This window comes from Noviherbaspirillum sp., from assembly GCF_035254685.1.
Classification (GTDB): Bacteria; Pseudomonadota; Gammaproteobacteria; order Burkholderiales; family Burkholderiaceae_D; genus Noviherbaspirillum.
Genome location: NZ_DATFAI010000045.1, coordinates 83,850 through 109,800 on the forward strand (window position 1 = coordinate 83,850; position 25,951 = coordinate 109,800).

Below are 25,951 nucleotides of genomic sequence, written 5' to 3' on the forward strand. Positions count from 1 at the left end.
CCAGCTCCGATGGTTAGCGTCCGAAAGTTGCCTTGATGACTTCGAACAGTGCCGCAGCGGTGTCGGCATCATCGGTCAGTGGTTCCACTAGTGCGGCTTCGCATGCAGCCACCGGGTCGCAGCCCGAACGCATCAGGCTGGCTGCGTATACCAGCAGGCGCGTGGACACGGCTTCTTCGAGATCGTGGTCCTTCAACTGGCGGAAATGGCCCGCAAGCGTAACGAGCTGCGTAGCGCGCATGGTGTCGATGCCGGTTTCGGCGATGAGGATCTTTTGCTCCAGATCGGCCGGCGGGAAGCCGAAATTGATCGCAACGAAGCGTTGGCGCGTCGACGGCTTGAGGCTCTTCAGGAGGTTCTGGTAGCCGGGGTTGTACGACACCACCAGCATGAAATCATCCGGCGCCTGCAACTCCTCGCCAGTGCGCTCGATCGGAAGGATGCGGCGGTCGTCGGTCAGCGGGTGCAGCACGACCGTCGTGTCCTTGCGCGCTTCGACCACTTCGTCGAGATAGCAGATGCCACCCTGGCGCACGGCGCGCGTGAGCGGACCGTCGGACCAGATGGTCTGGCCGTCACCGATCAAATGACGCCCGACCAGGTCAGCGGCGGTGAGGTCGTCATGGCAGGCCACGGTGATCAGGGGACGTGCAAGCTTTGCGGCCATGTGCGCGACGAAACGCGTCTTGCCGCAACCGGTCGGGCCCTTGATGAGCAGCGGCAGCTTGTTGCGGAAGGCGTATTCGAACAGCTCGCACTCGTTGCCGACGGGTTGATAGAACGGTATGTTCAGTGCGGCGATGAGGCCGGGCGCTGCAATGTCGTTCATGTGTTGATCCTTCAATGCATGGAAATATGGAATGCATAGGCAATGGTGCCGAGCACGACGATCAGCCAGCCGAGCACGATCCCCCGCCACAGTGCGCCCGCGTGACGCAGGGCCATGAAGCGGTCGGCAACCACCCGGCCTTTGATCAGGGTGGCGAGCAGCACCGGGACAAGAACCGCGTTACCGGACCAGGCGGTTTCCGCCATGCCGAAACTCACGGCGGTCAGCACCAGCAGAAGAAGCCAATGACGTGTCGAAGCGGTATTCATACAAAGCCTTAATGCAATACGTAAATGAGCGGGAACAGCACGATCCACACCAGGTCGACCATGTGCCAGTACGAGGCCCCGGTCTCGACGCCGCCATGTTCGGCGGCGCTGTATTCACCGCGCCGCGCCTTCAATGCGACCGCGCCAAGGATCACCATGCCGAGCAGGACGTGCATGAAATGAAAGAAACCGAGGAACAGGTAAAACATGTAAAAGGTGTTGGTCGACATGCTGATGCCGTCGCCGACCTTCGCCCCAAATTCGACAAGCTTGAGGACCATGAATGCACCACCCAGTCCCATGGCGGCAAACAGCCAGTTCGCACATCGCTTGTGCTGGCCGCGCCGGATGGCCTCGACGGCACGCACCACGAAATAGCTGCTGGTCACCAGCAGCATGGTATTGATCATGCCGCTGACTCGGTTCAGTTCGAGTTGCGACGCGTTAAACAGTTCAACATTGCGCGCGCGCGCAAATGCATAAGCGAGAAAAAAAATGCCGAACACGAGCAGTTCGGCATAAATAAAACACCACATTGCAAAGTCGCCAGGGAGTTCGCGACGTACGGCTTGTGATGCACTAGGGGTAATTGAAGCGTCCACGATGTTTTCTGAGGCCGCCCGGCGGACCGGGCGGCTTTATGCAATGTCAGGCGATAAAGAATCAGGCGACGGCCTTATCCTTGCCCTTGATGAAGAAGCTGGCGATGTAGAGCACGAGACCGACGAAGAACATCAGTCCTGCGCCTTCGCGCAGCCAGTAGAAGATCGATACTTGATCTTGCGCAGCCATGAACGGCATCGGAGTCGACGACACGCGTTGCAGCCACACTTGCAGGATGCCCGCAGCGGTGAGGAACAGCGTGATCAGCACCATGGCGACGGTCATGAGCCAGAAGCCCCACATTTCGGCAGTCTGGGCCGACTTGGTGTTGGCCGGACGACCGCGCATCAGCGGCATGGTGTAGCTGATCATGGTCAGAACGACCATTGCATACGCACCGAAGAACGCCATGTGGCCGTGCGCAGCAGTGATCTGGGTGCCGTGCGTGTAGTAGTTCACCGGAGCGAGGGTGTGCAGGAAGCCCCACACGCCAGCGCCGAGGAATGCCATCACGCCGGTGCCCAGCGCCCACAGGATGGCGGCGCGGTTCGGATGCTCGCGGCGACGGCGGTTCACCATGTTGAACGCGAAGACGGTCATCATGAAGAACGGAATCGGCTCAAGTGCGGAGAACACGCTGCCCCACCATTGCCAGTATTCCGGTGCGCCGATCCAGTAGAAGTGGTGGCCGGTACCGATGATGCCGGAGATCAGTGCCATCGCAATGATCACGTACAGCCATTTTTCGATCACTTCACGATCCACGCCGGTCACCTTGATCAGCACGAAGGCCAGCATCGCGCCCATGATCAGTTCCCACACGCCTTCCACCCAGAGGTGCACCACGAACCACCAGTAATACTTGTCCTTGACGATGTTGGCCGGGTTGTAGAACGAGAACAGGAAGAAGATCGCCAGGCCCCACAGACCGACCAGCATGACCAGGTTGATGCTGGTCTTGCGGCCGCGCAGGATGGTCATCGAAATGTTGTACAGGAACAGCAGTGCAACGATCACGATGCCCACTTTGGTCGGCAGCGGCTGCTCGAGGAACTCGCGTCCCATCGTTGCCAGCAGGTTGTTGCCGGTGTATTCGGCCAGCGCTGCATAGGGCACGAACAGGTAGCCGAGGATGGTCAGCGCACCCGCGATCAGGAACAGCCAGAAGCTGAACAGCGCCAGTTTCGGGCTGTGCAGTTCACGTTCGGCTTCTTCCGGAATGAGGTAGTAGCCTGCGCCCATGAAGCCGAACAGCAGCCATACGATCAGCAGGTTGGTGTGCACCATGCGTGCAACGTTGAAGGGTATTGCGGGAAACAGGAAGTCACCCACGACGTACTGCAGGCCCATGATCAGACCGAACACGATCTGACCAAAAAAGAGGCCGATCGCCGCGATGAAATATGGCTTCGCGACGGCCTGTGATTTAAATTGCATGAAGTTCTCCGATGATTGCAGTGATCTGGTTTTCTGTATCAGCCCTCGATGTTCGGCGGCCACTTGGCGGTGTCCACTTCCGAGCTGTACTTCAGGAAGTTCACGAGGTCGTCGAGCTGTTGGTCGGTCAGGTTGAACTGGGGCATTTGGCGACGGCCCGGTACTTTGGTCGGCTGTCCCTTGATCCAAGCCTTGATGAATTCAGGGCCGCGACGCTTGTAGACATTGCCGAGTTCCGGCGCGAAGTAGGCGCCTTCGCCCATCAGCGTGTGGCAGCCGATGCAATTGCGTGTCTCCCAGACGTGCTTGCCGCGCGCGACCGAATCGGTCAGGTTTGCTCGATTGTCACGCTTGGGCAGCACCTGCATGGTGTCAAACGTCATTGCCAGAAACAGCAGGAAGAAAAAAACCGCCCCGCCATAAAAGATATTTCTGGCTGTCGATTTGGTGAATGATGCACTCATGGTTGCTAAGGTCCTTTCAGTCGAAAACCGTGTCGCACGCAGAAGGCGAGACGATCGTCGACCATCTCTTTGCCGCGTTTTTAAAACCTACATTATAAATACATCTTTTCTCTAAGGGAAAGAGATTTCTGCATACAGTTGTGTATGGAAGAGTGCGGAGCTTTACACAAGTACAATATGTGTCGGTGCGACGCGGGCCACGCGAGCAGTGTTTGGCCAGTCGATAACGAGCGTAACGAGAGGAGAATCGCAATGAGTCGCAATGTTCTTGATGAGGCACGCATTCATCCCGCCATCCGCGAGAAGATCGCCAACCATCATGCCGATATCGTGCGCGAGGTGCAGGCTGCGCTTGAAGCCAACGCGGTGGTGGTGGTCGGCATGGCCCAGAATCCGTTTCCGAAAAAAGCGCGCAAGGCGCTCGATGCAGTCGGCGTTCCTTATCGCTACCTTGAATACGGCGGCTACCTGAGCAACTGGCGCCGTCGCAATGCACTCAAGATGTGGACTGGATGGCCGACCTTTCCGATGATATTTGTGCACGGCGTTCTGCTCGGCGGTGCGAGCGAGCTGCAGCGCTTGATCGACTGTGGCGAGTTCTTACGCATGCTGGAGCAAGGCGCCGACACCAGGGGATCCTGAGATCTGTCACATTTTGAATGGCAGATTCTGCCGGCCACCCGACAGCGATGACTGCATTGCCCATCCTCGCGATCGCAACACTTTCGCTCCGGTGGACGCCGCGCGCTCACCGCCGATTGCCTCGGCATAAACCGCGCATCGAGGTGTGACGAACCGCTAAGCCCGCCTCCCGCCTTCCGGTGGACATCGTGGTGTGAGGTCGCCAGGCACAATCCGCGCGCCACCCATCATTCCGAGAGACGCATTTTCCTGATCCTGCGCGGCGCAGGATCAGGACGATGCTTTTTTGGCACAAGGCACCGTCCGATCGCCGCCTACGCGCGTTCCCGGTCCGGATTCACGTTCTGCGTTCCCCGCCAGTCCGGATTTGAACTAACCACCGTCGACGCAGACTAAATGACGCCAGGAAATTCCGGGGAACAGCTCGGGTTTTCGGGCTGGAATTCCCATTGCGCAACGTTTTTCTGATACTCAAATCACATGTATATATCTAAGGCGTCACTTTCACTATGTGCGATAAGTGCTTAATTTTTTTGAGGATTCACTCAATAGATTGCTTGAGCGAAACGCGCTAAGTCATTGAGTTCATTGAAAAAAATCGCATTTTTGTTTCCGAATATTACTTGACCGCAAATTAACCATCCTCTAAAGTGGGCAACAGTGTGAAAAAGTGTATTTTTGTGGGGCGAAAAGGCTGGTAGCCGTACGGAAATCACGGTTCAGAAGAACGATCAAAAACGACAACCACGAGGGTAATCAGGGTGTTCCAAGGCGCGTCAGCATTGAGTCTCGATGCCAAAGGACGGATGACGATTCCGGCCAAGCATCGCGACGCCTTGTCGCTTCAGTGCGAAGGCCGCGTCACGTTGACTCGCCATCCGCATGGCTGCCTGTTGTTCTTCCCGCGTCCCGTCTGGGAAAACCATCGCGAGCAGATCGCCGCGTGGCCGATGTCGGCGCGCGCCTGGCAGCGCATTTTCCTGGGTAATGCGTCCGATGTCGAAATGGATACGGCCGGCCGCATCCTGATCGCGCCCGAACTGCGCAACGCAGTCGGCCTGAAGCGCGACGTGATGCTGCTCGGCATGGGCAGCCATTTCGAGATCTGGGATGCCGAGAAGCTCGCCGAAGACGAGGCGCAGGCCGTGGCGAACGGCATGCCGGACGTGTTGAGTAATTTTTCCTTCTGACGGGCCGTGATGACTAATGAAACGGTGCCCGGATTGCAGCACCGTACGGTGCTGCTGGAAGAAGCGGTCGATGCGCTGGCGATCGACGGCGAACGCGCCAATGGCGTGTACGTCGATGGCACCTTCGGCCGCGGCGGCCACAGCCGCCGGATCCTGGAACGCCTCGGCCCGCAAGGCCGCCTGCTCGCGTTCGACAAGGATCCGCAGGCGATTGCGGTGGCGCAGGCGATTGGCGATGCACGTTTCGAGATCGTGCATGACAGCTTCGCCACCATGGATGAGGCGCTGGCGGCGCGGGGCGTGACGCTGGCGGACGGAATTTTGCTGGACCTGGGTATCTCGTCGCCGCAGGTGGATGAAGCGGGGCGGGGTTTCAGTTTTCGACTGGACGGGCCACTGGACATGCGCATGGACACGACGCGCGGCATGTCGGCGGCGGAGTGGCTCGCAACCGAGTCAGAACAGACGATAGGAAAGGTGATACGGGATTATGGGGAAGAACGGTTTGCTTTTCAGATTGCAAAGGCGATTGTTGCTCGCCGGGCAGTCGAGCCAATTTCAGGCACACGACAGCTTGCCGAGATCGTGGCACACGCCGTCAAAACCCGCGAGAAAGGCAAAGATCCGGCCACTCGCACCTTTCAGGCTATCCGGATTTACATCAATAAAGAGCTTGAAGAACTCGAAGTAGGACTGAGTGCCGCACTGAAAAAACTGGCACCGCACGGGAGATTGGCTGTGATCAGCTTTCATTCACTGGAAGATCGCATCGTCAAGCGCTTCATGGCCTCCAAAGCCAACGCGCCGCAGCCCGACCGTCGCCTGCCGATCCGCGCGGCAGACCTGCCGCAACCCGAACTCAAGCTGCTCTCGAAGATGAAACCCTCCGATGTCGAAGTCGCCGCCAATCCGCGCGCGCGTTCGGCGATCATGCGCGTGGCCGAGCGCACTGTCGCGCGCGGAGGCTTGCCATGAGCGGCCGCATCATTGCCGTCTTCGCCGCCGCCCTGGTCGGTTGTGCACTCTCCGTGGTCAATGCGCAATACCAGGCGCGCAGCCTGTTCATCGAGCTCGAGCGCGCGCAGGCCGCTTCCCGGCAGCTCGACATCGAGTGGGCGCAGCTGCAGCTCGACCAGTCCACGCTGGGAAAAAATGCCCGTATCGAAGCCAATGCGCGGCGTGACCTGAGCATGGTCCAGGTCACCCCCGCCCGCACGCAATACCTGACACCGGGGACGAACTGATGTCGCGTACAGCAGCCGCCAAGGGAGTGCAGTTCAGCGCGAGCCCGGTGCTCGCAATGAAGCTGCCCGTGTGGCGTTCACGCGTGGTCCTGTTCGGCCTGTTCGCCGCATTCGCCGCGCTCGCCGGCCGTGCGCTCTGGTTGCAGGGCATTTCCACCGACTTTTTACAGAAGCAGGGCGAATCGCGCTATGCGCGCACACTCGAACTGCCCGCAACGCGCGGCAAGATCACCGACCGCGACGGGCAGGTGCTGGCATCGTCCCTGCCGGTCAAGGCGATCTGGGCCATTCCGGACGACGTGCAGCAGGCGCCGCGCGACAAGCTGCGCGAGCTGGCGAAACTGCTCGACATGAGCGAGCGCGACCTCGACAAGAAGCTCGATTCCGACCGCAGCTTCGTGTATCTGAAGCGGCAGGTCGAGCAGGACACCGCGGACAAGATCGCAAAACTCAGCATTCCCGGCATCGAGGCTCGCAAGGAATACAAGCGCTATTACCCCGAGGGCGAGGTGATGGCGCATATCGTCGGCTTCACCAATGTCGAGGATGCGGGGCAGGAAGGCATGGAACTGGCGTTCCAGAAGAGCCTCGCGGGTACCAACGGCAGCCGCCGCGTCATCAAGGACCGGCTTGGTCGCATCGTCGAGGACATCGGCTCGGTCCGATCCCCGCACGATGGAAAGAACCTGGCACTGTCAATCGACAGCAAGATCCAGTATATCGCTTACTCGCAGTTGAAGGAGGCCGTCGAAAAGCACAAGGCGAAGGCTGCCGGCATCGTCGTGGTCGATGTGCAGACCGGCGAAGTGCTGGCGCTGGCCAACCTGCCTTCCTACAATCCGAACGACCGCACCCGCCTCACTGGCGCGCAACTGCGCAATCGCGTGCTTACCGACACCTTCGAGCCCGGCTCCATCATGAAGCCGTTCACGATCGCGCTCGCGCTGGAAAACAAACTGGTTACGCCCAGCACCGTGATCCAGACCGCGCCCGGCTACCTGACCATCGGCAAGGCAACGATTCACGATTCGCATGCGCATGGTCCGCTGACGGTATCGGAGGTGATCGAAAAGTCGTCCAACGTCGGCACGACAAAGATTGCGTTGCAGTTGCAGCCGCAGCAGATGTGGGAAATGTTTACTACCGTCGGTTTCGGCCAGCCTCCGAAGCTTGGCTTCCCCGGCGCAGTCGCCGGCCGCGTGCGCCCGTACAAATCGTGGCGGCCGATCGAGCAGGCGACCATGAGCTACGGGCACGGCATTTCGGTGTCGCTGATCCAGATGGCGCAGTCCTACATGATTTTCGCGCGCGACGGCGATACGATTCCGCTCTCTTTTCTCAAGGCCGCCGACCAACCGATCAGCCGCCGCGTGATCTCGGAAAAGACGGCGCGCGAGGTGCGGGCCATGATGGAAACCGTCGTGAGCCCGGCCGGCACGGCGCCCAAGGCGCAGGTGCCGGGCTATCGCGTGGCCGGCAAGACAGGTACCGCGCACAAGCTCGCGGGCGGGCAGTACGTCAATAAATATGTCGCATCGTTCGTCGGCTTTGCGCCGGTATCCCATCCCCGTCTCATCGTCGCCGTGATGGTCGACGAACCGACGAACGGCTCGTACTACGGCGGCGACGTCGCGGCGCCCGTTTTTGCTTCGGTGACCGCGAACGCGCTGCGCGCGCTGAACGTTCCACCGGACTCGCAGGTAACAGACATCATTATTCCGGCAGATGGCGTGAAGGAGAGCATGTGATGACTGCGGCCCCGACTTCGACGCTGACGGAAGCCCTGGCCTGGCTGCACGCGAACGCGCCGAAGGCCGACCTGTCTTCGGATTCACGCAGCGTCAAGCCGGGGGACGTGTTCTTCGCCTTCCCTGGCGAAACCGCGGATGGCCGCGACTATATCGAACGCGCGATGGAAGCCGGCACGAAAGCAGTGGTCTACGAAGCGAACGGCTTCGAATGGAACAACGCCTGGACCATGCCGCATCTCGCGGTGCCGAACCTGAAGGCGCTGTCCGGCCAGATCGCGAGCGGCTATTACGGGCACCCGGACGCCGCCATGTTTTCCGTCGCAGTGACCGGCACCAATGGCAAGACTTCCTGCACCCAATGGCTTGGCAGTGCGCTGTCGCGCCTCGGACAACCGACCGCCGTGATCGGCACGCTCGGCGTCGGATTCTTCCAGCGCGGCGAGCACGGCGGGTTCAGCACCACGGGCTATACCACGCCGGACGCCGTGCTCCTGCAGCGCAAGCTGGCGCAGCTTCATGGCGGGGGCGCACAGGCGCTCGCCATCGAGGCATCGTCGATCGGGCTGGAGCAGGGACGTATGGACGGCCTGCATTTCGACGTTGCCGTATTCACCAATTTCACGCGAGACCATCTCGATTATCACGGCAGCATGGAGGCCTATGAAGCAGCCAAGCGCAAGCTGTTCGACTGGCCGGGCCTGCAACATGCAGTCATCAACCTGGATGACGCCATGGGCCTGCGGCTGATTCGCCATGTGCAGGACACGCAACCGTCGGTGCTGATCATTGGCTACTCCATTACCGAATGTGCGGTCCCGGATGTGCCGACCTTGCGCGCGAGCGAAATCCGCACGAGTCATGGCGGCACCGCATTCCGGCTCGATTCGGCATTCGGGTCGGCGCAGGTGAAGACGCAGCTCGTCGGTGAGTTCAACGTCAGTAACGTGCTCGCCATTCTGGGTGTCCTGCTGGCCAGGAACGTCGATTTGAAGGCTGCGGTCGAAGCAGCCGAAACGCTGAAGGCCGTGCCGGGCCGCATGCAGCAATTGGGAGGGCAGGACGCACCGCTGGTCGTGATCGATTATGCGCATACGCCGGACGCGCTGGAAAAAACGCTGGTGACCCTGCGTCAGGTGACGCATCAGCGTCACGGCGAGTTGTGGTGCGTCTTCGGTTGCGGCGGCGACCGTGATCCGGGCAAGCGCCCGCAGATGGGCAAGGTCTCACAGGAGGCAGATCACATCATCGTCACCAGCGACAACCCGCGCAGCGAGGACCCGACCGTGATCCTGTCGCAGATCATGGAAGGGATCGATACTCCCCGCCTGGTCCGCAACGCGCCGCATGTGATCGAGGACCGTGCCGCAGCCATCCTGTGGGCAGTGCGGCACGCAGGGAAAAACGACGTGGTCCTGCTGGCAGGGAAGGGACACGAGCCGTACCAGGAAATCAAAGGCAAGAAATTGCCGTTTTTGGATGCAGACCATGCCGCGCTGGCATTGGCTGCAAGGGCAACAATGAAGGGGATGAATTAATGAAATCATCATTGGCTGAATTGCAGCCATGGATTTCGAGTGCCGTCGTGGTGAACAACACCGCGACCGATGCAGCATTTGACGGGGTGTCGACCGACAGTCGTCAGGTAGCCGTCGGCAACCTGTTCGTCGCACTGCGCGGCGAGCGTTTCGACGCACATGATTTTCTGGATGAAGTGGCGGCCAAAGGCGTGGCCGCAGTCGTAGTCGAACGCGTGCCGGAAGGCCTGATGGTGCCGGCGCTGGTCGTGCCGGACGCGCGCGTCGCACTGGGCGAGATCGCCCGCTTCTGGCGCCGCCGGTTCACGCTGCCGGTCATTGGCGTCACCGGCAGCAATGGCAAGACGACCGTCAAGGAGATGATTGCATCGATCCTTGCGGCGGCTTTCGGCGCAGACCATGTACTTGCCACCCGCGGCAACCTGAACAACGAGATCGGCGTGCCGCTGACCGTTTTCCGCCTGGACGATGCGCACAAGGCGGCGGTGGTCGAACTGGGCATGAACCATCCCGGCGAGATTGCAACCATCACCGGCATCGCGGTACCGACTGTCGGCCTGGTCAACAATGCGCAGCGCGAACACCAGGAATTCATGGAAAGCGTCGAGGCGGTCGCAAAGGAAAACGGCAGCGTGATCGCCGGACTGTCGGCGGAAGGCGTTGCGGTGTTCCCGGCTGATGACACTTACACATCCTTGTGGCGCGCGCTTGCCGGCCCGCGCAAGACCTTGACATTCGGCCTGTCGCAGGACGCCGATGTCAGCTGCACTTTTCAGGTGAACGATTTCGGCAGTGACCTGTCCATAACTGCCGGTGGGAAATATTTTCAGGTGAAGCTCTCCGCCGCGGGTGCACACAACGTGCGCAATGCCCTGGCCGCGACGGCATGCTCGCTGGCGATCGGCGTGCCCGAGGAAGCGATCGTTCGCGGCCTCGAGGCATTCGCGCCGGTCAACGGCCGACTGCAGCGCAAGACGGCGAAGAGCGGCGCCCTGGTGATCGACGATACCTATAACGCCAATCCGGATTCGGTGCGCGCCGCGATCGATGTCCTGTCGCACGCGGCGTCGCCCCGCATCCTGGTGCTGGGCGACATGGGAGAGGTGGGCGACGAAGGCCCGCAGTTCCATGTCGAGATCGGCGCCTACGCGCGAGAAAAGGGCATCGAACATCTGCTGACATTGGGTGAACTGGCACGCCACGCGAGCGCGGCGTTCGGTTCGCCGGCACAGCATTTCGACGCGATCGACGCCATCAACCAGGCAGCCGAGAGACTTGTTTCCTCCGGTACGACGGCGCTGGTGAAGGGCTCGCGCTTCATGAAGATGGAGCGCGTGGTCCAGCACCTCGTCAATACATCAGATAAAGGACAGGGATCTCACTGACATGCTGCTCTGGCTGGCACAATATTTTCAGCAGGACCTCGGACCACTCCGGGTCTTCAACTTCATTACCTTCCGCGCGGTGTTCGCCACGCTGACCGCACTCGCCATCGGCCTCGCTGCCGGCCCGGCCATGATCCGCATGCTGACCCGACTGAAGGTCGGCCAGGCGGTTCGCACCGACGGGCCGCAAACCCACCTGATCAAGTCCGGTACGCCCACCATGGGCGGCGCGCTTATCCTGCTCTCCATCGCGATTTCGACCCTGCTGTGGTCGGACTGGAGCAACCGCTTCGTCTGGGTAGTGCTGGTCGTGACCATGGGCTACGGCGCCATCGGCTGGGTCGACGACTATCGCAAGGTGGTCTACAAGAACCCGGAAGGCATGTCCTCGAAGGAGAAGTATTTCTGGCAGTCGCTGATCGGCATCATCGCCGCCATTTACCTCGCCTTCTCGGTCTCCGCGCCGACCAATACCAAGGTCTGGCAACTGTTCCTCGCGTGGGTGCAGTCCGGTTTCAACCTCGACCTGCCGCCAAAGGCCGACCTGATCGTCCCCTTCTTCAAGACCATCAGCTATCCGCTCGGCGTATGGGGCTTCATGGCGCTGACCTACTTCGTCATCGTCGGCACCAGCAATGCCGTCAACCTGACCGATGGTCTTGATGGTCTCGCCATCATGCCGACCGTGATGGTCGGTTCCGCGCTCGGCCTGGTCGCTTATCTGACCGGCAGCGCGGTGTATGCGAAGTATCTGTTCATCCCGCATATTCCCGGCGCGGCGGAACTGCTGATCTTCTGCGGCGCCATGTCCGGCGCGGGCCTCGCCTTCCTCTGGTACAACGCCTATCCGGCACAGGTGTTCATGGGCGACGTCGGCGCGCTTGCGCTGGGCGGCGCGCTCGGCACCATCGCCGTGATCGTGCGCCAGGAGATCGTACTGTTCATCATGGGCGGCATCTTCGTGGTCGAGACGCTGTCGGTGATGCTGCAGGTGAGCTATTTCAAGTACACCAAAAAACGTTACGGCGTCGGCCGCCGCATCCTGATGATGGCGCCGCTGCATCACCATTTTGAACAAAAGGGGTGGAAAGAAACCAAGGTCGTGGTGCGCTTCTGGATCATCACGATGATGCTGGTGTTGTTCGGACTCTCAACCTTGAAGCTGCGCTGATGGACTACCAGGGCAAACACGTACTCGTACTCGGGCTCGGCGAATCGGGCCTGGCGATGGCATTGTGGCTGGCGCGCTGCGGCGCGAAGCTGCGCGTCGCCGACACGCGTGCGCAGCCGGAGCGCCTGCCGGCACTGAAGGAGGCTGTCGCGGATGCGGAATTCATCGGTGGAGCGTTCGACGCCAGCCTGTTGGAAGGCATCGACTTCGTGGCTGTCAGCCCGGGGCTCGCGCCCGGCCGCGAGCTGGCCGCGATTGTTCCGGCAGCGCAGGAAAAAAATATTCCTTTGTGGGGCGAGATCGAACTGTTCGCGCAGGCGCTTGCCGCGTTGCGCTTGCAACGCGAGTACGCGCCGAAAGTGATCGCGATTACCGGCACCAACGGCAAGACCACGGTCACCAGCCTGACCGGCCTGCTGTGCCGCCGCGCAGGATTGAAAACGCAGGTGGCCGGCAACATCAGCCCGGCCGCTCTCGACGTGCTGCGCGCTGCGCTGGATGCCGACGACCTGCCGCAGGCATGGGTGCTTGAACTGTCGAGCTTCCAGCTTCACACAACATTCAGCCTGGAGGCTGACGTCGCCACCGTGCTCAACGTGACGCAGGACCACCTCGACTGGCACGGTAGCATGGAAGCCTACGCGGCCGACAAGGCGCGCATCTTCGGCGCGCGCACCATTCGCCTGCTCAATCGCGACGACCCGCGCGTGATGCAGATGACATCGCCGCTGGCAACCAGCATCAGCTTCGGCGCGGACGAACCCGACCGGCCGGACTGCTTCGGCCTGGTCGACGACAACGGCATGCAGTGGCTGTCGACGGCAATCGCCTCGGAAGATGGCGAAAAGCGCCGTCGCAAGAAGGACAACATCGAACTGCCAATCATTCTCAACCGCCTGATGCCGGCGGACGCGCTCAAGATCCGCGGCCAGCACAATGCCGTCAATGCGCTCGCTGCGCTGGCCCTTTGTCGTGCGATCGGCCTGCCGCTGGCGCCCTTGCTGCATGGCCTGCGCGATTATCACGGCGAGCCGCATCGCGTGGAGTTGGTAGCCAATGTCGGCGACGTCGATTATTACGATGACAGCAAGGGCACCAACGTCGGCGCGACGGTGGCGGCCTTGAACGGCCTCGGGCTGCAGCAGCACGGCACGCACCGGTTGATCCTGATCGCCGGCGGCGACGGCAAGGGCCAGGACTTCGCGCCCCTCGCTGAACCGGTTGCCAAATATGTCCGCGCGGTGCTCCTGATCGGCAAGGATGGCCCCGCGATCCGCGACGCCGTGGCAGCGACCGGCGTCGAGCTTGTCGATTGCGACACGCTGGAAAACGCGGTGCAGAAGGCGTCCGGGCTGGCTCAGGCCGGCGACGCCGTGCTGCTGTCGCCAGCCTGCGCCAGCCTCGACATGTTCAGGAACTACGCGCACCGGGCCGAGGTCTTTGTGGATTCGGTACGCGAAGTAGCGCTGTCGCGCGGCGAGGTATTCCCGTGAAATTCGCGCTGTCATCCTTTTCCAGCTCATCTTCGCAGGCGCCGCTGCCCGGTGTCGTGCAGCGCTCGAAGATGATGGAGTACGACCAACCGCTGGTGTGGGTGGTCGTGCTCCTGATGCTGTTCGGGATGGTGATGGTCTACTCGGCCTCGATCTCGCTGCCGGATTCGCCGAAATACGCGAGCTATTCGAATTCGCATTTCCTTGTCAGGCAGGCGGCATTCATCGCGTTGTCCATGTTCGCCGGTTTGCTGGCGTTCCGCGTGCGCGTCGAAACCTGGCAGCGCCTTGCGCCTTACCTGTTCGTCGCGACGCTCGTGCTGCTCGTCCTGGTCCTCATACCGGGCATCGGCAAGGGCGTCAATGGCGCGAAGCGGTGGCTGCCGTTCAAGGTGTTCAACCTGCAGCCGTCGGAACTGATGAAGCTGTTCGTCGTCCTGTACGCGGCCGACTACACGGTGCGCAAACAGCAAGTGATGCACAAGCTGACCAAGGGCTTCATGCCGATGACGATCGCGATCGGCTTCGTCGGGCTGCTGCTCCTGCTGGAGCCGGACCTCGGCGCGTTCGGCGTGATCGTGTGCATCGCGATGGGCATCCTGTTCCTGGGCGGGATCAACGGCATCTGGTTCGGCGGGATTGGTGCGACGCTGGTCGGCATTTTCAGCCTCGTGATCATCTTGTCGCCATGGCGGCGGGAACGTATTTTTGCGTACCTCAATCCATGGACGGAAGAGAACTCGCTGGGCAAGGCATACCAGCTGTCGCATTCTCTGATCGCATTTGGCCGCGGCGAACTATTGGGCGTGGGCCTGGGCGGCAGCGTGGAAAAGCTGCATTACCTACCCGAGGCGCATACCGACTTCCTGCTTGCGGTGATCGGCGAGGAACTCGGCTTCGCCGGCGTGCTGGTCGTCGTCATGCTGTTTTACTGGATCGTCAAACGATCCTTCGAAATTGGCCGCCAGGCTATCGCGATTGACCTTACCTTCGCGGGGCTGGCAGCCAAGGGTATTGGAATCTGGATTGGTGTACAGGCTTTTATCAATATGGGTGTAAATCTCGGCTTGCTGCCGACCAAGGGCTTGACACTTCCCTTGATGAGCTACGGCGGATCGGGCGTGCTGATCAACTGCATCGGCCTCGCCATCCTGCTGCGTATCGATTACGAGAACAGAGTGCTCATGCGTGGAGGCCGCATATGAAACGCCTCCTGATCATGGCAGCCGGGACCGGCGGCCATATTTTCCCCGGCCTGGCGATCGCGCAGACCATGCGTGATCGCGGCTGGCAAGTGTCCTGGCTGGGCACGATGCACGGCATGGAGCGCGACATCGTACCGAAGCACAAGGTTGAGATGGATTCCATCGACTTCGCCGGTGTGCGCGGCAAGGGCTTGATGCATACGGTGCGCGGCATGTTCAAGCTGGCGGGCGCGTTTGCATCCTGCTTCAGCATCATCGGCCGCCGCAAGCCGGACGTGGTGCTCGGCATGGGCGGTTACGTCACCGTGCCGGGCGGCATGATGGCGAAGCTACGCGGCGTGCCGCTCGCATTGGTCAATGCCGATGCGGCGCTGCTGCTGTCGAACAAGACGCTGGCGCCGGTGGCAAAGCGCGTGCTGTTCGGCTTTCCGGCCGACTTTGGCGCGGCGGCCAGCAAGGCCATGGTGACCGGCAATCCGGTGCGCAAGGAAATCCTCGACGTGCCCTTGCCCGCGCAGCGCTACGCAGGCCGCAACGGTCCGCTGCGCCTGCTGGTGGTCGGCGGCAGTCTGGGCGCGAAAGTGCTAAATGAATGCATTCCAGCTGCGCTGGCGCGCATTCCCGCCGAAGTTCGCCCAAGCGTCACACACCAGTCGGGCAAGCAGCACATCGACGCGTTGCGCAAAGCCTATGCCGATGCGAAGGTGCAGGCGGAAGTCGTGGATTTCATCGATGACATGCCGCGCCGCTATGCAGAGGCGGACCTGGTGATCTGCCGCGCCGGCGCGATCACTGTATCGGAACTGACCGCGGCAGGCGTCGCCAGCGTGCTGGTGCCCCTCGTGGCATCGACCACTTCCCACCAGCGCGACAACGCGCAGTGGATGGCGAACCAGAAGGCGGCGATCCATTTGCCGCAAAACGAATTGAACCCGGAGCGGTTGTCGCAACTGCTGCAATCGCTTTCGCGTGATGCATGCAGGACGATGGCAGAGGCGGCGCATGCCCTGGGCAGGCGCCAGGCGAACGAAACAATCGCTAACGTACTGGAAGAATTAGCCACACAAGCATGAAACACAAAGTCAAAAACATTCATTTCGTCGGTATTGGCGGCTCGGGGATGAGCGGCATCGCGGAGGTGCTGCTGAACCTTGGCTACACCGTGTCCGGCTCGGACCTGGGCAGCAATGCCGCCACTCAGCGCCTCGCGGAACTGGGGGCGAAAGTCACACTCGGCCACGCGGCGGAAAACATCGAAAAGGCCGACGCCATCGTGACCTCGACCGCGGTCAAGGGTGACAACCCCGAAGTGATCGCCGGACGCGCCAAGCGCATTCCGATCGTGCCGCGTGCCGTCATGCTCGCCGAACTGATGCGCCTGAAGCAGGGTATCGCGATTGCCGGCACGCACGGCAAGACCACCACCACCAGCCTTGTCGCCAGCGTGCTGGCCGAGGGCGGGCTGGACCCGACCTTCGTGATCGGCGGCCGTCTCAACAGCGCCGGCGCCAACGCCAAGCTCGGTGCAGGGGATTTCATCGTCGCCGAAGCGGACGAATCGGACGCGTCCTTCCTCAACCTGTCGCCGTGCATCGAAGTCATCACCAACATCGATGCCGACCACATGGAGACGTACGACCACAGCTTCGCAAAGTTGAAACAGGCGTTTGTCGAATTCACCCAGCGCCTGCCGTTTTATGGCGTGGCGATGCTGTGCATCGACGATCCGAATGTGCGCGAAATCATGCCGTTCATCTCCAAGCCCATCCTGACCTACGGCTTTCGCGAGGATGCGCAAGTGCGGGCGACCGACGCCCGCGCAGTCGACGACCACATGGAATTCACGGTGATCCAGGAAGGCTATCCGCCGCTGGACGTGCGCCTGAACCAGCCCGGCATGCACAATGTGCAGAATGCCTGCGCCGCCATTGCCATCGCGCGTGAAGTGGGCGTGAAGGATGCCGCGACGCAGAAGGCATTGCGCGAGTTCACGGGCGTCGGCCGCCGCTTTACGCGTTATGGCGAGATCAAGCTGCCGTCGGGCGGTGCGTTCACGCTGGTTGACGATTACGGTCATCACCCGGTGGAAATGGCTGCCACGCTCGCAGCGGCGCGCGGCGCCTATCCGGGCCGGCGCATCGTGCTGGCATTCCAGCCGCACCGCTACACACGTACGCGCGACCTGTTCGAGGATTTCGTCAAAGTCCTGTCCACGGTGGACGCGCTGGTGCTGGGTGACGTGTATCCGGCGGGCGAGCAGCCGATCGTCGCGGCAGACGGCCGTGCGCTCGCACATGCGCTGCGCGTGCTCGGCAAGGTGGAGCCGCTATTTGTGGAAGACATCGCCGACATGCCGGCGACGATCATGAGCGTGGCAAAGGATGGGGATGTGGTCATCACCATGGGTGCCGGCTCGATCAGCGGCGTGCCTGGCAAGCTGGCTCAGGGAAGCTGAGCGTGGACGCGGGATCAATCATGAGTGCAACAGATCTGAAGAAAGAATTTGGAAAAGTCGGTGTGCTGTTCGGCGGACGCTCCGCCGAGCGGGAAGTCTCGCTGATGTCGGGGCAGGGCGTGCTCAAGGCGCTGCAGGACAAGGGCGTTGATGCACGTGGCTTTGACCCGGCCGAGCGCAGCCTGGCCGAATTGGCAGCGGAGAAGTTTGACCGCGTGTTCATCGCGCTGCATGGACGCTACGGCGAGGACGGCACGCTGCAAGGCGCGCTGGAGCAACTGGGCATTCCGTACACGGGTTCGGGCGTGATGGCCTCGTCGATCGGCATGGACAAGGTGATGACCAAGCGTATCTGGTTGAGCCACAGCCTGCCCACGCCGCGCTTCATCGTCCTCGATTCCCAGAATGCGGGCAATGAAGAGCTGCGCAAGGTGCCGGACGAACTCGGCCTGCCGTTGATGCTGAAGGCGCCGCACGAAGGCTCGACGATCGGTATCAGCAAGGTGGCCGGCTACTCGGACATGCAGGAGGCATTCGCGCACTGCGCGAAATACGACGAGGTGGTGCTGGCGGAAGAATTCGTGAGCGGTCGGGAATTGACCGTGCCGGTGCTCGGCCGTGGCCGTCACGCGCGCGCCCTGCCGATCGTCGAGATCCGTGCGCCGCAGGGCAATTACGACTACCAGAACAAGTATTTCAGTGACGAGACGCAGTACCTTTGCCCGGCGCCGCTGGACGAGGAGCTGACGAAGCGCATTCAGTCGATCGCGGTGCGGGCGTTCAATGCGCTCGGCTGCGCAGGGTGGGCGCGTGTCGATTTCATGCTGCGCGCAGCGGACAACGAACCGTTCCTGCTGGAGATCAATACATCTCCGGGCATGACCGGCCATTCTCTTGTGCCGATGTCGGCCAAGGCCGCGGGCATCAGCTACGAGGACCTGTGCGTGGAAATCCTGCGCGGCGCCAGCCTCGAACTGAAGCCGTCGGAAGACTGGCGCCCGACCTGAGGAAACGAGAACGACCATGTGGCACGACGTCAGAATGCTCAACGCAACCACCAATGCCCTGCTGGGGCTGCTGGTGCTGAGCCTCTTCGCGTCAGGCCTGTGGTGGGTGGCGCAGCGGCCGATGTTCACGCTGAAGATGATTCGCATCGAAGGTGTCGGCGAAAGCCAGCTGCGGCACGTTAATCCTTCCACGGTGCGCACGACGGCGGTGCCGCGCATCAAGGGTAATTTCTTCACGACCAACCTGGACACGGTGCGCCAGGCGTTCGAAGCAGTCCCCTGGGTGCGCAAGGCGACGGTGCGCCGCGAGTGGCCGAACAAGCTGATCGTGAACATTGAGGAACACGAAGCGCTCGGAACCTGGGGCGAGGAAGGGCGGCTGGTATCGGTAAAAGGGGATGTATTTACCGCCAACATGGCCGAGGCGGAGGAGGACGGCGAGCTGCCGGAATTCGCCGGACCGGACGGCAGCGAGAAGGAAGTGGTGTCGCGCTATCGCCAGCTGACCGGCTGGTTCAAGCCGATCAACCTCGCGCCGGAAGCGGTGCACCTCTCGGGCCGCTACGCATGGACAGTGAAGCTCAGCAACGGGATGGTCGTCGAACTTGGACGGGAGCAGAGCAAGACGACGCTGAAGGACCGGGTGGATCGCCTGATTGCGATCTATCCGCAACTGGTGATGCGGCTGCAGGACAAAATTGAAAGTGTGGATATGCGTTATCCGAACGGACTGGCATTGAAGGCCCAAGGACTGACGCTCGGAGCGAACGGCAGGAAAAAGTAAGCAGACAACATGACAAAAGACGCAAAAAATCTGATCGTCGGTCTCGATATCGGCACTTCGAAGGTGGTCGCGGTGGTCGCCGAAGTGATGCCCAATGGGAGGCATGAGGTCATCGGCCTCGGCCAGCACGAATCCAAGGGCCTGAAGAAGGGCGTGGTGGTCAACATCGAGGCGACGGTCGAGTCGATCCAGCGCGCGCTGGAAGAAGCCGAGCTGATGGCCGACTGCAAGATCAAGAACGTCTACACGGGCATTGCCGGCAGCCACATCCGCAGCTTCAATTCGAGCGGCATGGTGGCGATCAAGGACAAGGAAGTCACTGCGGCCGACGTGGCGCGCGTCATCGAGACGGCGAAGGCGGTCAACGTCCCGACCGATCAGCAGCTGCTGCATACCGTGCCGCAGGAATTCATCGTGGACAGCCAGGAAGACGTGCGCGAGCCGATCGGCATGAGCGGCATCCGCCTCGAGGTGAAGGTGCACATCGTCACCGGCGCGGTCTCCGCGGTGCAGAACATCGTCAAGTGCGTGCGCCGCTGCGGCCTGGAAGTTTCCGACCTGATTCTGCAGCCGATGGCTTCTGCCGATTCAGTGCTGACACCGGACGAAAAGGAACTCGGCGTGGTGCTGATCGATGTCGGCGGCGGCACGACCGACGTGGCGATCTTCACCGAAGGCGCGATCCGTCACACCGCGGTCATTCCGATTGCAGGCGACCAGATCACGAACGACATTGCCATGGCGGTGCGCACGCCGACCTCCGAAGCGGAAGAAATCAAGCTGCGCTATGGCGTCGCCAAGCAGGTGCTGGCCGATCCGAACGAAACGCTGGAAGTGCCCGGCCTCGGCGATCGCGGCCCGCGCACCCTGTCGCGCCAGGCGCTGGCCGCCGTGATCGAGCCGCGCGTGGAAGAACTGTTTGCGCTGGTGCACCAGGTGGTGCGCGAGTCCGGCTACGAGGAAGTGCTGTCGTCGGGACTGGTGCTCACAGGCGGCTCGGCCATGATGCCGGGCATGGTGGAGCTGGCGGAAGACATCTTCCTCAAGCCGGCCCGCCTCGGTGTTCCGGAGTACAGCGGGCAGCTCGCCGACGTGGTGCGCAGCCCGCGTTATTCGACCGTGTTGGGTTTGTTATTGGAAGCAAAGAAGCAGTATCTGCGCGGCCATATCGTCACTCGCCAGGATGGATCGGTGAAGGCAGTGTGGCAACGCATGAAAGAGTGGTTTTTGGGGAATTTTTAAAAGCAATATCAAGAGCAATAATTTTTCAAGTAACTGCAGTTTGCAGTTGCTAGTCGCCACACCGCGGGGTGACTAACGACTGAAAACTGCATCATCTAAGGGAGTCATCATCATGGAAATCGATATGATCGATAATGCAAATATAGGCACAGTGATCAAGGTTGTCGGTGTTGGCGGGGCAGGGGGCAATGCGGTTCAGCACATGATCAACAAGGGCGTGTCCGGCGTGGAGTTCATCGCCGCCAATACCGATGCGCAGGCACTCGCGCAATCGAAGGCGGACAACATCATCCAGATCGGCGATTCCGGCCTGGGCGCAGGCATGAAGCCCGAAGTCGGCCGCCAGTTGGCGGAAGAGTCGCGCTCCCGCATCGAGGATGCGCTGCGCGGCGCGCACATGGTGTTCATCGCAGCAGGCATGGGCGGCGGCACCGGCACCGGCGCGGCTCCGATCGTTGCGCAAGTGGCGAAGGAACTCGGCGCGCTGACCGTGGCAGTGGTTTCCAAGCCGTTCTCCTATGAAGGCGCGAAGTGCATGGAAATCGCCGACGAAGGACTTGATGCGCTGACCGCGCACGTCGACTCCCTGATCGTGATCCTGAATGAAAAGCTGGAAGACATCTACGAAGATGACAGCATGATCGAGTGGCTGCAGCACGCCGACGACGTGCTGAACAATGCAGTCGCGGGCATTGCGGAAATCATCAATGTGCCTGGTCACATCAACGTCGACTTCAACGACGTCAAGACCATCATGGGCGAGCAGGGCAAGGCGATGATGGGCACGGCAACCGCTTCCGGTGTCGACCGCGCGCGCATCGCAGCGGAGCAGGCGGTTGCATCGCCGCTGCTCGACGGCATCGACCTGTCCGGCGCGCGCGGCGTGCTGGTCAACGTGACCGCCAGCCGCAGCCTGAAGGGCAAGGAAATCAAGGAAGTGATGGCGACCGTGCGTGCCTTCGCGGCACCGGATGCGTCGATCGCGCAAGGCATCGCGTACGACGACACCATGGGTGACGAAATCCGCGTCACCGTCGTTGCCACTGGCCTGGGCCGCGCGCGCAAGAATGTGCAACTGGTGCAAACGCCGGTCCTGCGCACCGGCACGCACAATGAGCCGATCATGCAGCACACCGGCTTTAATGGCACCGGCACTGCACAGCCGGCCGCCTCGTTCGAAAACCTCAGCAAGCCGGCCGTTTGGCGCCGCGAGTCTGCGTCGGAAACGGTGCGCGCGCTGGAAAAGAACGGCATGGAAACCTACGACATCCCGGCATTCCTGCGCAAGCAGGCAGACTGACGGGAAGCCGGCCTTGCGGCGCTCCGTTGGCGCGCTGCAAGAATGGCAAGAACAAGGCATACTGCGGTCTGGACGCCGCGCCTCCCGGCGCGGCGTTTTTATTTCTGGAAGATGGAGTGTCCACGGAAAACACAGAAAACACGGAAAGTGCCGGGCTTGTGAACAGTAATGAGACAGGCGGTGCGCTTTACCCGACCGGTGAATGCCAGTAGTGACGCTCACCGCCGCGCATTCAGAAGATTTCCGTGCTTTCTGTGTTTTCCGTGGACAAAATCCTCTCCCAAGATTCACCTTCGAACCCAACCAAAGCAAAGAGGACTGCACCATGACAATCAAGATTGGCGATCGCCTCCCTGAAGGCACTCTCTCGGAATTCATCGAAGTCGCGTCTGAGGGCTGTTCGCTCGGCCCCAATGTGTTCAAGGTCAGCGAACTGGTCAAGGGGAAGAAGATCGCGATCTTCGGCCTGCCGGGCGCATTCACGCCCACCTGCTCGGCGCAGCATGTCCCCGGCTATGTCGCGCTGGCGGACAAGTTCAAGGCCAAGGGCGTCGATGAAATCTGGTGCATCTCGGTGAACGATGCCTTCGTGATGGGGGCCTGGGGGCGCGACCAGAAGGCGACCGGCGTCGTGCGCATGATGGCGGATGGCAGCGCCACCTTCACCAAGGCGCTCGGCCTCGAGATGGATCTCACGGCCAAGGGCATGGGCGTGCGTTCGCAGCGCTATTCGATGCTCGTGGAAGACGGCGTCGTGAAGCAGCTGAACGTCGAACAGCCGGGCAAGTTCGAAGTGTCGAATGCCGAAACGTTGCTGGCACAGGCCGGCTGAACGGAAATCCGGGAAGGACGGGAACGGCGCTTCGGCGCCGTTTTTTCTTGGAGGCGCGGCGCGCAACCCGATGACAGTTACTTATCTGCAGCGCCCATGAACCAGCGCAACCCGGAGTTGCCATTTTGTACTATGCTTCTGTGGCAACTTAGGCATTATTTTTTCTTTCCCTTTGGCATGAAAGGTCGAGCGATGAGCATCATGAGCGAATTCAAGGAATTTGCCCTGAAGGGCAATGTCATGGACCTGGCGGTCGGCGTGATCATCGGCGCCGCCTTCGGCAAGATCGTCGACTCGCTGGTTGGCGACATCATCATGCCGGTCATCGGGAAGATCCTGGGCGGACTTGATTACAGCAATTACTTCATTCCATTGTCGGGGCAGACCGCGACGACCCTGGCCGAAGCCAGAAAGGCCGGCGCCGTGTTGGCCTACGGAAATTTCATCACGGTCGTCCTGAACTTCGTCATTCTTGCCTTCATCATTTTCCTGATGGTCAAGCAAATGAACCGCATCAAGAGAAACGCGCCGCCGCCGGCCCCGTCAGCGCCGCCGGAAGAAGTCGTCCTGCTGCGCGAGATTCGCGACAGCCTGAAGCACTAATCCAGGCCGCCGTGACTCTGCCGCTCAGGGGCCACGACAAGCTTGACGTGCGCCTCCTTCAACACCCTTGCAAGCGCTTCCGGCGGCCGTGCGTCGGTGAACAGCATATCGATCTGCGACACATGCGCCATCCGCACCAGCGCTTGCCGGCCGAACTTGTCATGATCGGCCACCAGCCACACCTCGCGTGACTGCTCGATGATGGCCTGCGCCACCTTCACCTCGCGCGGATCGAAGTCGCGCAGGGTGCCGTCCGGCTCGATGCTGGAAATCCCGATGATGCCGATATCCACCTTGAACTGGCGGATGAAGTCGATGGTGGCTTCGCCGACGATGCCGCGGTCGCGTCCGCGCACCACGCCGCCGGCCAGGATGACCTCGCAATGCGGATTGTCCGCAAGGATCGCCGCCACATTGAGGTTATTGGTGACGACGTGCAGGCCGCGATGATGCGCGAGCGCCCGCGCCACCTCTTCTGTCGTGGTGCCGATATTGACCAATAACGAACATCCCGGCGGCACCTGCTTCGCGACCGCATTGGCGATGCGGCGCTTGGCATCGATGTTCATCACCTGGCGCTGGCGGTAGTCGATGTTTTCCACCGAGGAAGGCAGTCCGACCCCGCCGTGATAGCGCGCCAGCAACTTCGCCTCTTCCATCAGCTTCACGTCGCGTCGCACCGTTTGCGGCGTCACGTCGAGTTCCTGCGCCAGTTCTTCCACTGACATGGTGACGCGCTGCCGGACTACTTCAAGCAGCCGGCGCTGGCGTGGGTTAAGCGTCATCCCGTTTCTCCGTTCTCCGATGGCAACATCATAAGTCGAATTCAAAAACGAAGCCAAACGAACAAAAGATGCTCAAATAGATGTTGATTTGTTTTCGTATTTTGTCGTATCTTACGCTCTTGTCACTATATCTCCACTTTTTTCGGGCATCAGATGGAAGACGGCCAGGGAAAAATCGAATGCGATCTGCTTGTCGTCGGCGGTGGTATCAACGGCGCCGGCATTGCGCGCGACGCAGCGGGGCGCGGCCTCTCCGTCGTTCTGTGCGAGAAGGACGACCTGGCGGCTCACACTTCGTCGGCCTCGTCGAAGTTGATCCACGGCGGACTGCGCTATCTCGAGCATTACGAATTCGGCTTGGTGCGCAAGGCTCTGATCGAGCGTGAAGTCCTGTTGCGTTCGGCGCCCCATATCATGTGGCCGCTGCGCTTCGTGCTGCCCCATGACAAGGGGCAGCGTCCGGCATGGATGATCCGTGTCGGCCTGTTCATGTACGATGGCCTGGCCCGCCGCGAGCTGCTTCCGGGGTCGCGCGGCGTCGATCTGCGCAAGCATCCCGCCGGCCAGCCGCTCAAGCCCGAGTTCACGCGCGGTTTTGTGTATTCCGATGGTTGGGTCGACGATGCCCGGCTCGTGGTATTGAACGCCGTCGATGCTTCCGAGCGCGGCGCGACCATACTCACCCGCACCCGCTGCGAATCGGCGCGGCGCCAGGGCGACCGCTGGCTCGCGGAACTGCGCACCGCGAGCGGCAAGTCCATCACCGTCAACGCCCGCTGCCTGGTCAATGCCGCCGGCCCGTGGGCGGCCCACTTCCTCCAGACGGCCGCGCACCGGCCGACCGAAAAGGCGCTGCGCCTCATCAAGGGCAGCCATATCGTCGTGCCGCGCCTGTTCGACCATCCCTATGCCTACATCTTCCAGCACCCGGACGGCCGCATCGTGTTCGCCATTCCCTTTCAGGAAGACTTCACGCTGATCGGTACCACCGATGTCGAATACCACGGCGACCCGAACGAGGTCGCCATCGACGACGGCGAAATCTTCTACCTGTGCGAGCTCGCCAGCCGTTATTTCCGCCAGCAGATCGTCCCATCCAGTGTGGTGTGGGCCTACTCCGGCGTCCGTCCGCTCGTCGAAGACGAATCCTCCGACGCCTCCGCCGTCACGCGCGATTACCGGCTTGAACTCGACAGGGAAGGTGCGCCGCTGCTGTCGGTGTTCGGCGGCAAGATCACCACCTTCCGCAAGCTGGCGGAAGAGGCCCTCGATATGCTCGCCACTCTGCTGCCGATGCACGGCGGCGCCTGGACGGCGGATGCTTGCCTGCCCGGCGGTGACCTGTTTGGCGCGAAGCCGGTCAATCGCGCCGTCCTGGAATTCGATCGCTTCGTGGCGGAACTGCAGAAGCAGTTCGCATGGCTGCCGCCCGCGCTGGTGGCCCGCTACGCGCGCGCCTATGGCACACGCACCCATGCACTGCTCCGCGGCTGCCGCAGGATCGGCGATCTCGGCGACGAGATCGCGCCCGGCCTGTTTGAAGCTGAAGTCAACTATCTGATGCGGCGCGAATGGGCTGCTACTGCAGAGGACGTCCTGTGGCGGCGATCGAAGCTCGGCCTGCACCTGCCGATCGGCGCAGCGGCGCGGCTGGATGCATGGATGCGGGAACGGAGGGCGGAGCAGGCAAGACCGGAGATGCGCGCATAACAACAAACACGCGCG

The 25,951-nt window shown here is 61.5% G+C and carries 25 protein-coding genes; 19 read left to right on the top strand and 6 right to left on the bottom strand.

Annotation, left to right across the window (positions count from 1 at the left end; genetic code table 11):
- Positions 1-13: 13 nt before the first annotated feature.
- The 5 genes from VJ698_RS21340 to VJ698_RS21360 all read right to left on the bottom strand — a co-directional run bounded on the left by VJ698_RS21340 (position 14) and on the right by VJ698_RS21360 (position 3,602).
- Positions 14-829, bottom strand: a complete 816-nt coding sequence (locus tag VJ698_RS21340; RefSeq protein WP_324104827.1) for a CbbQ/NirQ/NorQ/GpvN family protein — start codon at positions 827-829, stop codon at positions 14-16.
- A gap of 11 nt (positions 830-840) precedes the next feature.
- Positions 841-1,098, bottom strand: coding sequence for a cytochrome C oxidase subunit IV family protein (locus tag VJ698_RS21345; RefSeq protein WP_324104828.1), 258 nt, complete (start codon positions 1,096-1,098; stop codon positions 841-843).
- Positions 1,099-1,106: 8 nt separating this feature from the next.
- Positions 1,107-1,700 (bottom strand): cytochrome c oxidase subunit 3 family protein, encoded by a 594-nt coding sequence (locus VJ698_RS21350; RefSeq protein ID WP_324104829.1) that lies wholly within the window; start codon positions 1,698-1,700, stop codon positions 1,107-1,109.
- Between the two features lie 61 nt (positions 1,701-1,761).
- Positions 1,762-3,138, bottom strand: coding sequence for a cbb3-type cytochrome c oxidase subunit I (locus VJ698_RS21355; RefSeq protein ID WP_324104830.1), 1,377 nt, complete (start codon positions 3,136-3,138; stop codon positions 1,762-1,764).
- A 38-nt stretch (positions 3,139-3,176) separates the two neighbouring features.
- A complete protein-coding gene (locus VJ698_RS21360) occupies positions 3,177-3,602 on the bottom strand; it encodes a cytochrome c (protein ID WP_324104831.1) in 426 nt (141 codons plus the stop codon).
- A 252-nt stretch (positions 3,603-3,854) separates the two neighbouring features.
- Between VJ698_RS21360 and VJ698_RS21365 the strand changes: the two genes are divergently transcribed.
- From VJ698_RS21365 to mscL, 18 genes are all read left to right on the top strand, one after another.
- A complete protein-coding gene (locus VJ698_RS21365; protein ID WP_324104832.1) occupies positions 3,855-4,244 on the top strand; it encodes a glutaredoxin domain-containing protein in 390 nt (129 codons plus the stop codon).
- 761 nt (positions 4,245-5,005) lie between these two features.
- On the top strand, positions 5,006-5,434 hold the full coding sequence (gene mraZ / locus VJ698_RS21370) for a division/cell wall cluster transcriptional repressor MraZ (protein ID WP_324104833.1): 429 nt from the start codon (positions 5,006-5,008) through the stop codon (positions 5,432-5,434).
- 9 nt (positions 5,435-5,443) lie between these two features.
- Positions 5,444-6,409, top strand: coding sequence for a 16S rRNA (cytosine(1402)-N(4))-methyltransferase RsmH (gene rsmH, locus VJ698_RS21375; RefSeq protein ID WP_324104834.1), 966 nt, complete (start codon positions 5,444-5,446; stop codon positions 6,407-6,409).
- Positions 6,406-6,678 carry a cell division protein FtsL gene (ftsL, locus tag VJ698_RS21380; protein ID WP_324104835.1) on the top strand — a complete coding sequence of 91 codons (273 nt, stop codon included), beginning with the start codon at positions 6,406-6,408 and terminating at the stop codon, positions 6,676-6,678. Before rsmH ends, ftsL begins: the two co-directional genes overlap by 4 nt.
- Entirely contained in the window at positions 6,678-8,426 is a 1,749-nt protein-coding gene (locus VJ698_RS21385; protein WP_324104836.1) for a penicillin-binding protein 2, read from the top strand. Before ftsL ends, VJ698_RS21385 begins: the two co-directional genes overlap by 1 nt.
- Positions 8,426-9,964, top strand: coding sequence for a UDP-N-acetylmuramoyl-L-alanyl-D-glutamate--2,6-diaminopimelate ligase (locus VJ698_RS21390; protein WP_324104837.1), 1,539 nt, complete (start codon positions 8,426-8,428; stop codon positions 9,962-9,964). Before VJ698_RS21385 ends, VJ698_RS21390 begins: the two co-directional genes overlap by 1 nt.
- Entirely contained in the window at positions 9,964-11,349 is a 1,386-nt protein-coding gene (locus tag VJ698_RS21395; protein ID WP_324104838.1) for a UDP-N-acetylmuramoyl-tripeptide--D-alanyl-D-alanine ligase, read from the top strand. The genes VJ698_RS21390 and VJ698_RS21395 overlap by 1 nt, the downstream gene beginning before the upstream one ends.
- Before the next feature lies 1 nt (position 11,350).
- Complete coding sequence (mraY, locus tag VJ698_RS21400) at positions 11,351-12,520, top strand: phospho-N-acetylmuramoyl-pentapeptide-transferase (RefSeq protein WP_324104839.1); 1,170 nt, start codon at positions 11,351-11,353, stop codon at positions 12,518-12,520.
- Complete coding sequence (murD, locus tag VJ698_RS21405) at positions 12,520-14,013, top strand: UDP-N-acetylmuramoyl-L-alanine--D-glutamate ligase (RefSeq protein WP_324104840.1); 1,494 nt, start codon at positions 12,520-12,522, stop codon at positions 14,011-14,013. The genes mraY and murD overlap by 1 nt, the downstream gene beginning before the upstream one ends.
- Positions 14,010-15,218 (top strand): putative lipid II flippase FtsW, encoded by a 1,209-nt coding sequence (ftsW, locus tag VJ698_RS21410; RefSeq protein ID WP_414691201.1) that lies wholly within the window; start codon positions 14,010-14,012, stop codon positions 15,216-15,218. The genes murD and ftsW overlap by 4 nt, the downstream gene beginning before the upstream one ends.
- Positions 15,215-16,291 carry an undecaprenyldiphospho-muramoylpentapeptide beta-N-acetylglucosaminyltransferase gene (murG, locus tag VJ698_RS21415; protein ID WP_324104841.1) on the top strand — a complete coding sequence of 359 codons (1,077 nt, stop codon included), beginning with the start codon at positions 15,215-15,217 and terminating at the stop codon, positions 16,289-16,291. Before ftsW ends, murG begins: the two co-directional genes overlap by 4 nt.
- Complete coding sequence (gene murC / locus VJ698_RS21420) at positions 16,288-17,673, top strand: UDP-N-acetylmuramate--L-alanine ligase (RefSeq protein WP_324104842.1); 1,386 nt, start codon at positions 16,288-16,290, stop codon at positions 17,671-17,673. The genes murG and murC overlap by 4 nt, the downstream gene beginning before the upstream one ends.
- A 20-nt stretch (positions 17,674-17,693) precedes the next feature.
- A complete protein-coding gene (locus tag VJ698_RS21425) occupies positions 17,694-18,680 on the top strand; it encodes a D-alanine--D-alanine ligase (RefSeq protein ID WP_324104843.1) in 987 nt (328 codons plus the stop codon).
- Between the two features lie 16 nt (positions 18,681-18,696).
- On the top strand, positions 18,697-19,464 hold the full coding sequence (locus VJ698_RS21430; protein ID WP_324104844.1) for a cell division protein FtsQ/DivIB: 768 nt from the start codon (positions 18,697-18,699) through the stop codon (positions 19,462-19,464).
- A gap of 9 nt (positions 19,465-19,473) precedes the next feature.
- Complete coding sequence (ftsA, locus tag VJ698_RS21435; RefSeq protein ID WP_324104845.1) at positions 19,474-20,706, top strand: cell division protein FtsA; 1,233 nt, start codon at positions 19,474-19,476, stop codon at positions 20,704-20,706.
- Between the two features lie 112 nt (positions 20,707-20,818).
- Complete coding sequence (ftsZ, locus tag VJ698_RS21440) at positions 20,819-22,006, top strand: cell division protein FtsZ (RefSeq protein WP_324104846.1); 1,188 nt, start codon at positions 20,819-20,821, stop codon at positions 22,004-22,006.
- 325 nt (positions 22,007-22,331) lie between these two features.
- Positions 22,332-22,838 (top strand): peroxiredoxin, encoded by a 507-nt coding sequence (locus tag VJ698_RS21445; protein WP_324104847.1) that lies wholly within the window; start codon positions 22,332-22,334, stop codon positions 22,836-22,838.
- 192 nt (positions 22,839-23,030) lie between these two features.
- Positions 23,031-23,441, top strand: coding sequence for a large conductance mechanosensitive channel protein MscL (gene mscL, locus VJ698_RS21450; RefSeq protein ID WP_324104848.1), 411 nt, complete (start codon positions 23,031-23,033; stop codon positions 23,439-23,441).
- On the opposite strand, the gene VJ698_RS21455 is transcribed toward mscL, so the two are convergent.
- Entirely contained in the window at positions 23,438-24,226 is a 789-nt protein-coding gene (locus tag VJ698_RS21455; RefSeq protein WP_324104849.1) for a DeoR/GlpR family DNA-binding transcription regulator, read from the bottom strand. The two genes, mscL and VJ698_RS21455, sit on opposite strands and share 4 nt — an antisense overlap.
- A gap of 153 nt (positions 24,227-24,379) precedes the next feature.
- Here VJ698_RS21455 and glpD point away from each other — a divergent pair, with 153 nt between their 5' ends.
- Positions 24,380-25,936: a glycerol-3-phosphate dehydrogenase gene (glpD, locus tag VJ698_RS21460; RefSeq protein ID WP_324104850.1), complete on the top strand. Its 1,557-nt coding sequence runs from the start codon at positions 24,380-24,382 to the stop codon at positions 25,934-25,936.
- Positions 25,937-25,951: the final 15 nt, after the last annotated feature.